Origin of the sequence: Novosphingobium pentaromativorans US6-1 (assembly GCF_000767465.1) — a bacterium.
Classification (GTDB): Bacteria; Pseudomonadota; Alphaproteobacteria; order Sphingomonadales; family Sphingomonadaceae; genus Novosphingobium; species Novosphingobium pentaromativorans.
Genome location: NZ_CP009291.1, coordinates 2,607,764 through 2,621,906, shown reverse-complemented (window position 1 = coordinate 2,621,906; position 14,143 = coordinate 2,607,764). Strand labels below are relative to the sequence as shown.

Genomic DNA, 14,143 nt, shown 5'->3' with positions numbered 1-14,143 from the left:
GAGACAGGCTATGAACAGGCTCGACCTGAGCGATCCGGCGGATCGCAACCTTCCGCGCATCCTGCAGCTGCAGGCGGAAACCAATGGCGATGGCATCTACCTGGCGCAGGAGGACCGACGCGTGTCCTTCGCGCAGGCCGACGAGATGGTGAACCGCATCGCCAACGGGCTTGCAAGCCAAGGCGTTGCGCGGGGGGATCGGGTGGCGTTCTTTGTCGCCTCCGACATCGAGGTCGTCTATCTTACCCTGGCGGTGAACCGGCTCGGGGCCGTATGGATCCCGGTCAACGGCGAATACAAGGGCGACTGGCTGGCCCAGACGCTGGCGGACAGCGATCCGAAAGTCATTGTCACGGACGGCAAGCTGATCGCCCGCCTCGCCGAGATCAAGGATCGGGTGGCATGCCGCACGATCTACGTGATGGGCGATGATTCCGGCGCCTGGCCGGCCTGGGCGCGGCCATTCGACGAATTGAAGCAGGCAAAGGCCGATGCCTTCGATCACGGCGCGATCCACTACGGCGACGTGAACGCCGTGCTGTGGACATCAGGCACGACGGGCAAGTCCAAGGGCGTGATGCAGAGCCACAATATCTGGATCCGCAGCGCCGAGCTCGGCGGTCGCTCCAGCTATCGCACGCGGCCGGGAGACGTTCACTACAATGTCCTGCCGCTGTACAATACGGCGGCCTGGACCACCGCGTTCTTCCGTTGCCTGGTGGAAGGCATCGCGTGCGCCACCGACCCCAGCTTTTCCGTCACGTCGTTCTGGGATCGCGTCCGGTTCTACGGTGCTACCCATATCTTCACGCTCGGCGCGATGCACATGTACCTGTGGAAGGCCGAACGCCGGGCCGACGATGCGGACAATCCTGCGCGCGACGCCGCCATGACCCCGATGCCCAAGGACCTGCTGCTTCCGTTCTGCGAACGCTTCGGGCTGGAACGCGTGGGCCAGGGTTTCGGGCAAAGCGAGGCTTCGGCAGTGCTGTCGCTGCCGCACGAGCTGGCGGTCACCATGCCGCCGGGCGCACTGGGCCGTCCCAATCCCGATCTCGACCTGCGCCTGATAGACGATTCCGGACAGGATGTTGCAACCGGCCAGACCGGCGAGTTCGCCATCAGGCCCAAGGCCGAGCATATGATGTTCGAGGGCTATTTCGCCAATCCCGAAGCAACTAAGGCCGCCTTCACCGAAGATGGATGGTATCGAATGGGCGATCTTGGCCGCCAGGACGAGGATGGGAACTACTTCTTCGTCGATCGCAAGAAGGACGCGGTCAGGCTTGCCGGGCGGAACATATCGACCATGGAAGTCGAAAGCGTCATCCGCCGCCATCCTGGCGTGACCGATGTGGCCGTCTTCGGCATCCCCTCCGACGAACTGGAAAGCGAAAGCGAACTGGCAGCGCATATCATTCCCGACGCCGGGGCCGATGTGACGCCGGAGGACATAGCCCGGTACATCAATGAGAACGCGCCGTATTTCTTCGTGCCGCGCTACATCGAAATCGTCGCGGACTTCCCGCGCACACCAACCAACAAGGTGCAGAAGTTCAAACTGCGCGAGCGCGGCGTGACGCAGAACACCTGGGATCGCAAGAAAGCCGCCTTCGCGCTCTCGCGAAACTGAACTGCACCCGCGCCGCTCTCGGCGCGGGTGCCTTCGCGCAAGCATGGCCTGTGCGACTTACTACTCCTGGAACTAGGCAGTCGGTTCGCGACATGCCGGCCAAGGCAGTATCTCAAGTGTTGAAGGGTTCGCCCTTCTCCGGCATCGGCCGGGGACGCGAACCCTTCCCATTTCCCGTTATTCCGGCGAAAGAATGTCAGTCCGGATCGGCGATATGCAACACCACCTTACCGACATGATCGTTGCCCCGGAAAATGCCGCTGAACGCTGCCGGCAGGTTTTCGATGCCTTCAATGATGGACTCGCGCGGGGTAATGGCGCCCGCTTCGATCAGCTTGCGCATGGCAACCGTGGCATCGGCCCCGCCCAGTAATTCGCCAAAGAAGGACTGGATCGTCAGCCCCTTAGTGAACAGCAGGCGCATGACCTCGGGCAAGCGATCGGGGCCGGTCTCGTTCCCCACGGCATAGACCGACAGCACACCGCACAGAGCCACTTTCGCGCCGTAGCTGGCATTCTGGAACGCGATCCGGCTCATGTCGCCGCCAACGTTCTCGAAGTAGGCGTTGAACCCTCCGGGGAGGGCAGCAGCCAGTCGATCGGAGAAATCGGCGGCCTTGTAGTCCACGCAGGCATCGAAGCCCAGCTTCTCGACCTCGGCGCACTTGTCGGGACCACCCGCAATGCCCACGACCCGCGCGCCGCGGTGCTTGGCGATCTGGCCGGCCAGAGTTCCGACAGCCCCTGCCGCGGCGGACACGAGCATCGTCTGCCCCGCCTGCACGTTCAGAACCTTGTCGACGCCGGCATAGGCGGTCTGGCCCGGCATCCCCAGCGCACCGACCGCGTAGGACAGCGGAATTTCGCCGAAGTCCAGCTTGGTCGGCCGCACTGCGGGATCCACCACCGCGTATTCACCCCAGTGGGTGCGCCCTTCGATAATGTCGCCGGCGGCAAAATCGGGATGCCGCGATGTCACCACCTGCGATACGGCGCGGCCGAGCGGCATCTCGCCCAGGGCCATTCCGGGCGCTCCGGCAATGGTCGGATCGTCGAATGTCAGGCGGACGTAGGGATCGATCGACTGCCACAGCACCTTGACCAGCAGCTGGCCATCCTTCGGCTCGGGCATCCCGGCATCGACGATCTCGAAATCGTCGGGCCGGGGATCGATATTCGGACGCTTCGCCAGAACTACCTTGCGCATGAGTTTCTTCCTCGGTTCAATTCAGGTGATGTCGACGCGGACCCGGTCCAGCCGGAAGGACTGGATGCGCCAACCCTTGGCCGTCCGCACGTATTCGTCATGGTAATGGCCCCAACCGTGCAATGTTCGAAATGGGGTATTCGTGACACCGTCCAGTGCCCAGATCCGGTCCTCGACGGCCCAGACGCCGCGTGCCCTATCCGCACTCTCCAGTGCGATATCGCCCGGGCCACCCAGGTGAAGCGAGCGCGTAACCCTGAGCGACGCGACGAGATTGGCGACGAAGCCATCTGCATCGCGGGTTTCGCGGATGTCGCCATGGGCCGGAATGACGGCATCGTCGGCGAAGCAGGCCCGCAACCCTTCGGCATCGCGCAGATCGACGCAGTGCCAGTACCGCGCCTTCAGCGAGCGTATTTCGGCGATGGCCAGTGCGCGTTCCCCCTCGTTCATGCCAGGCGCCTTGCGGCATTTTCGACGATGAGCCGGATCGTCGGCCACACATCGTCCTGCCGATAGCCAAGCGTCGCGCGTTCGGCGGGGGCTACGTCATAGTAGATCGTCTTTCCGCGCCCCCGCAGCATGGCGGAATCGGGAATCAGCGGATGGGGTTCGTCCCTCAGTTCAAGCGCCGCCCGATCTCCGGCAGCCTCGAAGAACATACCCAGATAGCGCGCATAGCTCAGGTTGGCGTCGCCGATCAGCCAGGCCTTCCCGTTCTCTCCGCGAACCAGCGCGCCCTCGATCGCATCGGACAGTGTATTGCAGGTGATCACATTGACGCCGCCGGGCGGCGCAACACGGGGAAGGTCCAGCGCGCCCAGCGCCCAGCGGGCCATGGCATCCGCCGAAGGCACGATCAGGCCCGGAACCTCGCCGATGATGAAAGGCGCGTTGAGCACTGCGACATGGAAGTTGTCGTCGGCCAGCTTGCGAGCCCCTTCATCTGCGGCCAGGCGACTGGCGACGTAGGGATCGGTTTCGACCAGTTCAGGTGCCGCCTGCGGATAGAAACTGCCGATCAGGACCGCCCTGCCGACGCCTGCCGCCTTGGCCGCGGCGAAAAAGCGCGGCACGCCCTCTCCATTCGCCTGCGCGTAATGGCTTGCAGCATCTGCCCCCTTGGGAACGTGCCGCGGATCCTGTCCTGCTGCGAAGACCGCCGCATCGAATCCCCGCAGCACCGCCTGAGCATCGGGCGCAAGGTAATCGACAGCCTTCCAGGCAAGCTGCGCCAAAGGACCGCTATCAGGGCGCGTGCGCGAGGCCAGGGTCACGTCGTGGCCAGCCGCGGCCAGGCGCAAAGCCGCATGACCGCCGACCATGCCGTTCCCGCCGATGACGAGAATCTTCATGTCGCAATGCCTTGCAGCAATCCGCGACGGTCCCGGACAGCATTCTCTCGCACGGGTGCGGGAACAAGCCTCGACATCAGCGCGAACGGCCGACCCGGACGGCATGCAGAACGGCGCTGCCCATTTCCGATGGGCAACGCGAACCGCGGCCAGAACTCTGACGTGCAGCTCCAGAATGCTTGATGGCGCTGCCTGCAATGCCTGTTCATTCTGCCTTCTCCCATCCTGGACCATGGAGGTAGCAAACCAATTGACTATCCTCAATGACTATATGATGGTCGACATGCGACTGATACGTCCGATAATTTCTCGCCATGAGGTATCTCAATCATGGCGACGCGACAGAGAGGAACCTTCCGATGGCACGTTACATGATCCTGGCCCTCAACGGCCCAACCCAGGGCGATGCGGCAGAGGCTGCGTTCAATCGCTGGTACGACGAGACACACCTGCCCGAACTGCGCGCAGTTGAAGGGATCGTCTCGGCACGCAGGTTCCGCACCCTGCACGGCAACACGCCTTATCCTTATTTCGCCGCCTACGAAGTCGAGACGGACGATCTGGACGCGTTCATGAAAACCATGATGACTTCGATGGGCCCGTTCCCACCGGAATTCGACAAGGCGAATTCCGGCAACATCGTGGCCATGGAAATCACCCCGGACTGAGGGCGTCGCCGGTACGTTGCGATGACGCGGCGTACCGGCAATTTCCTCATGACCTGACCGGGCGGAAGATGGGCACTTTCATGCCATTGGCATGAGTTACGAATTCCGCCTCGACCTCAAGGCCTGATCGCACCTCGTCAAAAGGGACTCCCGCGATGTTTGAATGGAAGAAGGGGCCTTCCTCCAGTTCGACGACGGCAACCGCATAAGGCGCGTTCTCACCGGTCGCGGCACAGCGTCCGCGCCGCATCACGGTATGCACGTGCACCGTACCCCGTCCGCTCGCAGCCACCCATTCCATTGCGTCAGCGCCGTGCTCGGTGCAGCAGGCAGCAGGCCAATAGGACCGTCCGCACTTGCCGCAACGATGCAGCAGGAACTCACCCCGCTCGCACCCTTCCCAGAAGGGCAGGTCGAGGACGTCGCCGTCCAGCGAATAGACTATGTCTTGCAGTTTCTTCGGATCGATCATGCTGCATTCCCCAGGATCAGGGTTGCGTGCGCCCAGGTGTTCTGGACGCCGCCGTTCAGGCCATGACCGCTGACCAGGGCGATATTCATGCCGTCGAGCTGTCCGGCCCCCGCCTCGCCGCGCAATTGCAGCATGGCCTCCACGATCGGGGTGAAGCCCGCGGTGTAATAGGCTGACAATTGCCCCCCGCCGGTATTGGTGGGGATCGCGCCATCGGGACCCATTCCGCCCTCTGCCACGAACGGGCCGCCCTGCCCGTCCTTGCAGAAACCGTAATGTTCCAGCTGCATCAGCGTGCCGATGGTGAAGGCATCGTAGAACTGTGCGCAATCGATGTCGTCCAGCCCGACCCGGGCCATCTCGAAGGCGCGCGCCTTGGCCGGGCCTATATTGTCGTGATGGGCATAGATCGTCTTGTCGAACCACCGCGCGATATTGTGCCCGGTTCCCGCCCCCAGGACATAGACCGGGCGCGATCGGCATTGTTTCGCCCGCTCGGCCGACATCACCAGCAAGCAAGCGCCGCCGTCGGTGTCACGGGTGCAGTCGTAGCGGCGCAGCGGATCGGCGACCAGCGGCGAGGCCTGATGGTCGTCCAGCGTCAACGGCTTGCCGTATCCCAGCGTACCGGGCCGGTTCACTGCATAGGCGCGCTGCTGCACCGCAACCGCGCCCAGGTGCTCCGACGTCGTTCCGTAAAGGTCGAAATGACGTCGGGCATGCAAGGCGTGCGCGGCAGCCGCTCCGATCAGGCCGTAGAGCGACGGATAGCCGTAACCCAGCGAACCGATATCGCCGAAGGGCTGCCCGCGCAGATAGCCTTCGCTTGGCGCGAAGCCGTAATTGATGGCGACGCATTCCGCCTGTCCCGCCTCGATCATGCCCATCGCCGTCATGATGGCTATGCCCGGCGTGGCTCCGCCGCTTTGCAGCTGCAGCGAAAAATTGGGCGCCAGACCAAGAAAACGCAGGTCCTCGCGTTCCACCCAGCAATGGATGTAACCGTCGACCGCGCTGCGCTCCAACCCGGCATCGTCAAGCGCCAGGGCCAGCGCCTGCGCCCTCAATTCGCGCGATGTCCTGCCCAGACCCCGGCCCTGTTCGGTCAGGCCAAGTCCGGCGATCGCGTAGCGTCCCCGTTGCCCGGTCATAAAGAGCTATCCGTCATGGCCTGCGGGTGTCCGAAGTCATCGCGATAACCCTGCCAATCATGTGCAGGATGGATAAACGTAAAAGGCATCCGGCAATCGTCCTGTGTCTTGTCTGCGCATGTCGGCGATGTCTTGCAATTGCCCGCAATCATCGCCTCGGGGAAACGTACGGGAGCCCCGCCTGCTGCATGCCTTTTGGATGAAGCGCCGCTCCCGGCTCCCGCAATCGTCACGCTGCCATCGTGAGGTTGGTCGCGTTCTGGTAAAGTCGCAGTCCGTCCGGCCCGCGCTCGCGACCAACACCGCTCATGCGGTGACCGCCCGAGGAAGCATAGGCCGAATTGAGACCCCCATTGACGTTGACCGTCCCGGTCTTGAGCCGCTTCGCCACCGCCAGAGCGGCTTTCTTGTCGGCGCCGAATACATAGCCAGACAGACCGAAGGGCGTGTCGTTCGCCATGGCAATCGCATGATCGATGTCGGTGTAACCAATCACGCAGATGACCGGACCGAAGATTTCCTCCTGCGCCGCAGGATTGGCGTTATCGGGAGTATCGAGGACAGTCGCCTCGTAGAAGTAGCCGTCCAGCCCTTCCGGCCGCTTGCCGCCGCAAACCACCTTGGCCCCGGCCTGCGTCGCCAGCTCGACAAATCGCTCGCAGCGCTCGACCTGGGCCCTGCTGATGAGGGGGCCGAGCACCGTATCGTCAGCAGAGGCGGGACCGATCTTGACCGATTCGAACAGCGCTTTCATGCCCTGCATCACCTCGGCCTTTCTTTCCTCCGGCACGAAGATGCGCGTGCCCAGCACGCAACCCTGGCCAGCGTGCGAAAGACAGACGCCCGCCGCAGCTGGAATCACCTTGTCCAGCGCATCTTCCATGAAGATCTGCGCCGACTTTCCGCCAAGCTCGAGCTGGAGGCGCTTCATCGTGTCGGCCCCTTGCTTGGCGACCTGTACACCCACAGCCGTAGAACCGGTGAAGGCCACCATGTCGACACCCGGGTCGGTGGTCAGCAATTGCGCACCTTCGATCCCGCTCTCGATCATCACGTTGAGAACGCCGGCGGGAAGGCCCGCCTCGATCGCCGCCTGCGCGAAGACAAGGCTGGAGATCGGCGTCAACGGGCTTGGCCGCAGGATGACGGCGTTGCCGGTTGCCAGAGCGGGAATGACTTTCCAGATTGCGGTATAGAAGGGGTAGTTATAGGCCGCGATCGCCGCCACCACGCCGACCGGCGAATAGTGCATGACGCTCTGTGCCAGCTGACCCAGCGCAGTCGTGCGTTCCTCGAGCGGAACCGGGTTATCTTCCCATTCGGGCATGGAGCGATAGAGATCGAGCGTGTCGTCGGCCTGCTTCACGCCGACATGGGTCTGGAAATACATGATGCCCGCTGCCGAAGGTGCGGATCCGCCCGGACAGCCCGCCTCTGCGATCAGGGTCTCGCGCATGTCCGGCATGCGTGCACGCAGCGCTGCCACGAAAGGCCGCAGCGCGGCAATGCGCTCGTCTCGCGACAGCGCGGCCCATTCTACTTGCGCGCGACCGGCCGCTGCGATCATTTCGCGGACCTGGTCGATCGACGCCGCCGCGATGCTCTCCACCACGCTGCCGTCCGAGGGATTTTCCACGGTGAAGGCTTCCCCTTCCCCGCGAACGAGCTTGCCGTCAATGAACTGCGATGTCCCACCTGCCAGTTCGATAAGGGGCTTATGGGATTGTGTTGCGGCCATCTTGGAAAGTTCCTCTCGCAAATCGCATGTTCTTAATTGAGATACATGAATTGCCGATGCAAAATCAAGCGCGTTGGCGCCGACGCGCTGCGATTTTTCGCGTCGCCCCCGAAGGCGGCGCAGCCCACGGCGCACGGAGCCGGCATCAATCCTTCAGCCCGCTCGCTGCATTGTCGGCTTCCGCGAACTACGGGCGCGGCTTGACGGTCGCGACGTCGGTAACGACGCCCATGTTCGTCCACTTGTCGTCGGGCGAAAGGCGGAACGGTCCACCGACCAGACCGCCACCGTCAACCACGACCGACGATCCCGTCACCCACGACGAAAGCTCGGTCGCGAGGAACACCGCGACACCCGCGTGATCGCGCGGCACGCCGAAGCGGCCCATCGGGATCGTTCGATCCGCTTCATGGCGCAATGCGGGGTCCAGCACCTTGTCCAGAGGCACCTGCTCGGTATCGGTCGTCTCGGGCGCAAGCGTGTTCACCCGGATCCCGTCCGGCGCCAGCTGCAATGCCAGCGCGCGGGTGAAGCCGGTCACGGCGTGCTTGAAGGCCGTGTAGGGCACATTGCCCGGGAAGGAGCGGAAACCCTCGATCGAAGAGACGTTGATGATCGAAGCCACGCGCCGCGACTTGCGAAGACCCGGTATCATCGCCCGCGTCACCACGAACATGTGACGCAGATTGATGTCGTAGAGCCGGTCCCAGTCTTCTTCCGCGGTATCTTCAAACGGCGCGGACATGCGCAGATGATGCCCCACGTTGTTGACCAGCACGTCGAGACGACCGCCCGAGGCGTCCACCGCAGACTGCAGCTTCACCATATCCCCGGTCCTGCGGACGTCGCATTCCACTACCGACACGGCACTGCCGAATTCGCGTTCAAGGTCGGTGCAATGGTCCGCATTGATTTCGGCGACGATCACATGGGCGCCCAGTTCGACGAAAGCGGTGACTATCCCGCGCCCGATCCCCGCGCCGCCACCTGTGACCAGCGCGACATCGCCTTCCATCGTTATATGCATATGACTTCCTCTTCCGATCTTTTCTTCTTTCTGCGCGCGGCTAGCCGCGGGGCGCCATGCGCAGTTCGTTGCCGCCGTCCACGGCGAAGCTCTGCCCGGTGACCCACTGCGATTCAGGCCCGGCAAGATAGCGCACGGCCTGCGCCACTTCGTCAGGGATGCCGGTCCGTCCGAGCGGGATTTGAGGAAGGAACCCCTCGACATAGCCCGGGCGCGCGAACGCGGCCTCAAGGCCGTCGGTACGGGTAAGCCCGGGCCTCACGCAATTGACCCGGACCCCGCGCGGCCCCAGTTCGTCCGCCGCAGCGCGCACGAACTGCTCCAGACCCGCCTTCGCGGCGCAGTAGGATGCCAGGTTAGGAAAGGTCAGCTTCGCAGCCGTGGAAGAAATGCACACGATCGAGCCTCCGTTCCCCATGTGCACCAGCCCTTCCTGGACACCCACAAGGGCAGACCCCACGTTGAGCCGGTAATCGTTCACGAAAGCATCGGCATCGATCGCGCCGACCGGCCCGAAACCCGATGCGCCGCCCACTACCAGCACGGCGCCGCCGACCGAGCCCAGCTCCGCCACGGTTCGGTAGGCTGCCGCCACGTCGTCCTTTCGGCTGGCATCGCCGACATGACAGACCACCGCTGCCCCGGGACAGGCAGCCCGCAGCGAGTTGCGCGCCAGTTGCAGCTTTTCGTGCGTGCGCCCCATCAGCACAACGGCCGCGCCATCGCGCACCAGCAGGTGCGCACTGGCCTTGCCGAATCCGCCCGCACCGCCGGTGACGAGAAAAGCGCGCCCCGAAAGATCTCCGATCACTGTCATCGCAAGCAGACTTGCCCCATCACAGAAGCCTTGGCAATAGAGGTATCTTTATATATATTGTAGCGAAGGATTCGTCCTGAGTGCACTTGCTGAGCCTTTACCGCTGCAAACTGGCCTTCAGATGCCAGTTCGAGTGGCAAGCACGTGCCCTGGAGATTATTGCCCGGCTCGCCGCGTTCGGGTATAAAGGTATACGATTTTAGATAATCCACGTTTCGAGAGAGGTTTGTCCCGCATGTTCCTGAAAAACGTCTGGTATGTTGCCGGTCCTTCGTCCGATTTCGGAGAGGACGTTGTCAGCAGGCGAATCTGCGACAGGCCGGTGGCTTTCTATCGCAAGTCGGACGGCTCTATCGCGGCACTGCACGATCGCTGCCCGCACCGCTTCGTCCCCTTGTCGATGGGGCAGCGGGAAGACGATTCGCTGCGCTGCGGCTATCACGGCCTGCGCTTCGGGCCCGACGGCGTGTGCGACGACAAGCCTGCCGGCGATCAGGAGAATCCTGCCAAGATCTGCACGCAGCATTTTGCGGTCGAGGAACGCTATGGCTACGCGTGGATATGGATGGGAGAGGCGGAGAATGCCAAGCCTGCGATGATCCCCGATTTCAGCTTCATCACCAGCGGCGAATTCAAGTGCGAAGCCGGCTACCTGAAGGTGCAGGGCCATCACGAGCTGATCACCGACAACCTGCTCGACCTCAGCCACGTGAACTACCTGCATCCGCAAATCTCGGGCGGCAGTCACTGGAGCGAATGGGACAACCGGGTCGAAGTTGACGGCAACACCGTCTGGTCGCGCCTTTCACGCCCCAACCAGAAGCCCGGTGCCTTTCAGAAGATGCTCTGGGGATCGGACAGCGAACGCGGCGACGGTCGCGGCGACGTGCGCTGGGACGCGCCCAGCGTGCTCTATGCCAATACCGCAATCACCGAAGTGGGCGCCGACATCGAGACGAGCGGTTTCCACACGCCTTCGGCCCACTTCCTGACGCCGGAAACCGCAACGTCTACCCATTATTTCTGGGTTACCGGACGCAACATGGCGAAGGACGACGAAAAGGTTTCCGCCATGATGGAAAAGGGCGTGGGCGAGGTCTTCGAAACGCAGGACGGACCGATGGTCGAGGCAGAGCAGGAAGCGATGGGCAACAGCACCGATTTCCTGGCTCACAAGCCCCTGATACTCAAGGCCGATGCAGCCGGCATTCGCGCACGCCGCATTTTGCGGAAGCTGATTCGCGATGAGCAGGAAACAGAGGGCAGCACCGCGGTTCAGGAAGTTGTAGAGTAAGAGCGAGGCGCCGTCCCGGGCGCAGCCTGGCTGTCCCTCGATTGCAGAGATCGACACCGACATGATCGGTGCGCCCGACTCGTTTCCTGCGTGGCCCACAAGGCCAACCATGTCGAATGCACCTGAAGTAACGAGGAAATGAGTGACGGGGATATGAGTGACGAGGGCACGAGGGACACCGACCTGGATCGGCAAGCGGCCATCGCGGCAAAGCTCAAGCTCGCGATGAGGAGGCTTCCCGGTCCCGTGTCGCTCATCACCACGTGCGAACCGGGCGGTGGAGAGCCCGCGGGCATGGTCGCCTCGGCGGTCATCCCGGTCAGCATGGAACCGCCATCCATGCTGGTGGCAATCAATCAGTCCACCGCAACGCATGGCGTCGTTTCGCGCTCGCAACGCTTCTGCATCAACCTGCTGGGAACCGAGCAGACGAATTTCGTCGGGCTCTTCGCAAACCACACCATGCGCGACCGCCGGTTCGAGGGCGAACAATGGGGCTATGCCGAGGGTGTGCCTTTCCTGAAGGGTGCCTGTTCGAACATCTTCTGCAGGGTCAGCGAGAAGCTCGCCTTCGGCACGCATGAACTCTTCGTCGGCGAAGTCGAGGAAGTGACCGGCGCCGATACCGGCCAGGGCGAGCCGCTCGGCTGGATCGAAGGTGATTTCGCCCGCCTCGGCAGGCTGGCCTGATCGCGTGCCTCCCTTGTCGGCACGGCCCCGAGGGAGCGCCCCGGCCGCGTGACCCCGCAAGGGGCTGCTGCGATTGCGGAGGGGCAATGAGGCCTATGGCAATAACTCGAATAGTGGGAGACTGAACATGGCGCGTTACCTGCTGCTTGCCCTCAACGGCCCGACATCTGGCGAGGGCGACGAGGAAACCTACAACGAATGGTACCGCACGACGCACCTGCCGGACCTTCTCGCACTTGACGGGATCGAGACGGCGGAGCGCTTCGAGGTGGTGATGAGCAACACGCAATGGCCCTATGTCGCCGCCTACACGATTGAAACCGACGACATCGACACCCTGCTCCAGGACATGACCGACAAGCCCCGGCCCTTCAGCCCGACGTTCGACCGTTCGAAATCGGCGTTCATCCTCGCCAGGAAACTCAAAGACTGAGCATGATGGCGCGCTTCGTCATCGGGGCTGCTAGAAACCTTCCGCTGCGCCGTTATCGGCACCCGCACAGCTCACTTCAATCCAAACACGACATCGATTCAAACACGTCAGGGGAACACAATGAGTCGGAATACACTGGCAGGCCGCCGCATCGTGGTGACCGGCGCATCATCGGGAATGGGCGCAGGCGTAGCCGAACTTTTCGCGCAGGAAGGCGCGCGCCTGCTGCTGCTCGACATCGCTGAAGATGCATTGGAGGGCGTGGCCGAACGCACCGGCCAGGTTCATCGCGTGTGCGATGTATCGAACGACGATCAGGTTCGCCGCGCGATCGACAGTGGAGCCGAGGAGCTGGGCGGCCTGGACGGCCTCGTCAACGTGGCCGGCGTCCTCGTGCCCAAGCCCGTGCGCCAGACCGACTTCGCGGATTTCTCCAGACTCGTGGGCGTGAACCTCGGCGGCCCCTTCCTGACCTGCCGCCATGCGCTGCCCCATCTCGAACAGGCGCAGGAAGCGACCATCGTCAATGTTTCCTCGCTGTCCGGCATCAAGTCGCAACCGGGCATGGCGGTCTATACGGCAACGAAGGCTGGGCTGGTTGCCTTCACCGAAGCCTTGTCGGGCGAATTGCCCGCGAATGTTCGCGCCAATGCAATCTGTCCCGGCGTCATCCGCACACCGATGACCGATTTCATGTTCACAGACGAGGCGGCAGAGCAAAGGGCCGCCAGCACGATCGCCGTTCGCCGCCTGGGAACGCCGGAAGACGTCGCACAAGCGTGCCTCTATCTCAGCACCCCGGCTTCGGGTTTCGTCAGCGGAGCGACCCTTTCGGTGAGCGGCGGGCACTTCCGCTGAAAGAGGCCTGAATGCCGGTTCCGGCCTAGAGCCGCATGGTCGATCCGCCATCGATGGCGATAACCTGCCCGCTGATGGTGGCTCCCTCGTCGCTCATCAGCATGGCCGACATCGCGGCGACATCTTCGGGCCGCGTCACGCGCGTCTTGCACACCTGTCCGGCCAGTGCGCGTTCGGCAAAATCCGGCCGCGCATTGGCCAGCAGCCTTTCATGCAGCACCATGCCGCACTGGATGACATTGGCCCGCACCCCTTGCGCGCCGTAGCGATAGGCAATGTGGCGCATCAAGACATTGCCCGCCGCCTTGCTCATGCCATAGCCGAACCCGCTCTTGTCCGGTTTCGCCGCCGCGCCCGACCCGGTGATCAGCATCGTGCCGCCACCCCGATCGAGCAGAAGCGGCACGGCGGCACGCGCACACAGAAAAGTACCGCGGATATTCGTATCGCCTTGCCGGTCGAATGCATCGACGGAAAGGGTCAGCAAGTCCTGGTCCGGATGCGCCGCGCTGAAATCCGCGAAGTTCAGGTGTGCCCCGTCGAGCCCGCCCCACATCTCCCTTGCCCAGCCAAAGAACGCGGCGACCGAATCTTCATCGGCTGCATTGACCGACATCGCAGAACAATTCGACCCGGCCCGTTGCGCCCCAGCACGCGCAGCGGCGCTGTCGCGATCGCCCAGCAGGACATCGGCACCTTCCGACACGAAGCGTTGCGCCAGGGCATCGCCGATGCCGCCAGCCCCGATAATCGCAATCGCCTTGCCCGCCAGTCGTTTCATCCATCCGCTCCTTGCCTTC

At 63.2% G+C, this 14,143-nt stretch carries 15 protein-coding genes; 6 read left to right on the top strand and 9 right to left on the bottom strand.

The annotated features are described in order from the left end of the window. The first annotated feature begins 10 nt into the window (after window positions 1-10). The gene (locus JI59_RS12285) at window positions 11-1,633 is read left to right on the top strand and encodes an AMP-binding protein (protein ID WP_007012409.1); all 1,623 of its coding nucleotides are present in this window, start codon (window positions 11-13) and stop codon (window positions 1,631-1,633) included. A gap of 196 nt (window positions 1,634-1,829) precedes the next feature. Here the strand turns inward: JI59_RS12285 and JI59_RS12280 are convergent, their stop codons facing one another. The 3 genes from JI59_RS12280 to JI59_RS12270 are packed head-to-tail and all read right to left on the bottom strand — an operon-like array spanning window position 1,830 to window position 4,195. Continuing rightward, window positions 1,830-2,840, bottom strand: a complete 1,011-nt coding sequence (locus tag JI59_RS12280; RefSeq protein ID WP_007012410.1) for an MDR family NADP-dependent oxidoreductase — start codon at window positions 2,838-2,840, stop codon at window positions 1,830-1,832. Window positions 2,841-2,861: 21 nt separating this feature from the next. Then, window positions 2,862-3,293, bottom strand: coding sequence for a nuclear transport factor 2 family protein (locus tag JI59_RS12275; protein WP_007012411.1), 432 nt, complete (start codon window positions 3,291-3,293; stop codon window positions 2,862-2,864). Further along, window positions 3,290-4,195, bottom strand: a complete 906-nt coding sequence (locus tag JI59_RS12270; protein ID WP_007012413.1) for an NAD-dependent epimerase/dehydratase family protein — start codon at window positions 4,193-4,195, stop codon at window positions 3,290-3,292. The genes JI59_RS12275 and JI59_RS12270 overlap by 4 nt, the downstream gene beginning before the upstream one ends. Before the next feature lie 359 nt (window positions 4,196-4,554). Here JI59_RS12270 and JI59_RS12265 point away from each other — a divergent pair, with 359 nt between their 5' ends. Next, window positions 4,555-4,863 carry a DUF4286 family protein gene (locus JI59_RS12265; protein WP_138921327.1) on the top strand — a complete coding sequence of 103 codons (309 nt, stop codon included), beginning with the start codon at window positions 4,555-4,557 and terminating at the stop codon, window positions 4,861-4,863. 46 nt (window positions 4,864-4,909) lie between these two features. On the opposite strand, the gene JI59_RS12260 is transcribed toward JI59_RS12265, so the two are convergent. The 5 genes from JI59_RS12260 to JI59_RS12240 form a co-directional block, all read right to left on the bottom strand. Next, a complete protein-coding gene (locus tag JI59_RS12260) occupies window positions 4,910-5,335 on the bottom strand; it encodes a Zn-ribbon domain-containing OB-fold protein (protein WP_007012415.1) in 426 nt (141 codons plus the stop codon). Then, window positions 5,332-6,486 carry a thiolase family protein gene (locus JI59_RS12255; protein ID WP_007012416.1) on the bottom strand — a complete coding sequence of 385 codons (1,155 nt, stop codon included), beginning with the start codon at window positions 6,484-6,486 and terminating at the stop codon, window positions 5,332-5,334. Before JI59_RS12255 ends, JI59_RS12260 begins: the two co-directional genes overlap by 4 nt. Before the next feature lie 229 nt (window positions 6,487-6,715). After that, window positions 6,716-8,224, bottom strand: coding sequence for an aldehyde dehydrogenase family protein (locus tag JI59_RS12250; protein WP_138921328.1), 1,509 nt, complete (start codon window positions 8,222-8,224; stop codon window positions 6,716-6,718). A gap of 187 nt (window positions 8,225-8,411) precedes the next feature. After that, window positions 8,412-9,251, bottom strand: coding sequence for an SDR family NAD(P)-dependent oxidoreductase (locus tag JI59_RS12245; RefSeq protein WP_202946085.1), 840 nt, complete (start codon window positions 9,249-9,251; stop codon window positions 8,412-8,414). A gap of 40 nt (window positions 9,252-9,291) precedes the next feature. Next, complete coding sequence (locus JI59_RS12240) at window positions 9,292-10,068, bottom strand: SDR family NAD(P)-dependent oxidoreductase (RefSeq protein ID WP_007012419.1); 777 nt, start codon at window positions 10,066-10,068, stop codon at window positions 9,292-9,294. A 235-nt stretch (window positions 10,069-10,303) separates the two neighbouring features. Here JI59_RS12240 and JI59_RS12235 point away from each other — a divergent pair, with 235 nt between their 5' ends. From JI59_RS12235 to JI59_RS12220, 4 genes are all read left to right on the top strand, one after another. Beyond that, window positions 10,304-11,362: an aromatic ring-hydroxylating oxygenase subunit alpha gene (locus JI59_RS12235; RefSeq protein ID WP_007012420.1), complete on the top strand. Its 1,059-nt coding sequence runs from the start codon at window positions 10,304-10,306 to the stop codon at window positions 11,360-11,362. Between the two features lie 138 nt (window positions 11,363-11,500). Continuing rightward, complete coding sequence (locus tag JI59_RS12230; RefSeq protein WP_007012421.1) at window positions 11,501-12,052, top strand: flavin reductase family protein; 552 nt, start codon at window positions 11,501-11,503, stop codon at window positions 12,050-12,052. A gap of 127 nt (window positions 12,053-12,179) precedes the next feature. Further along, window positions 12,180-12,485 carry a DUF4286 family protein gene (locus JI59_RS12225; RefSeq protein WP_007012422.1) on the top strand — a complete coding sequence of 102 codons (306 nt, stop codon included), beginning with the start codon at window positions 12,180-12,182 and terminating at the stop codon, window positions 12,483-12,485. A gap of 120 nt (window positions 12,486-12,605) precedes the next feature. Further along, window positions 12,606-13,343, top strand: a complete 738-nt coding sequence (locus JI59_RS12220; protein WP_007012423.1) for an SDR family NAD(P)-dependent oxidoreductase — start codon at window positions 12,606-12,608, stop codon at window positions 13,341-13,343. A 25-nt stretch (window positions 13,344-13,368) separates the two neighbouring features. Here the strand turns inward: JI59_RS12220 and JI59_RS12215 are convergent, their stop codons facing one another. After that, entirely contained in the window at window positions 13,369-14,124 is a 756-nt protein-coding gene (locus tag JI59_RS12215) for an SDR family NAD(P)-dependent oxidoreductase (protein ID WP_038576102.1), read from the bottom strand. Between the last annotated feature and the right edge of the window lie 19 nt (window positions 14,125-14,143).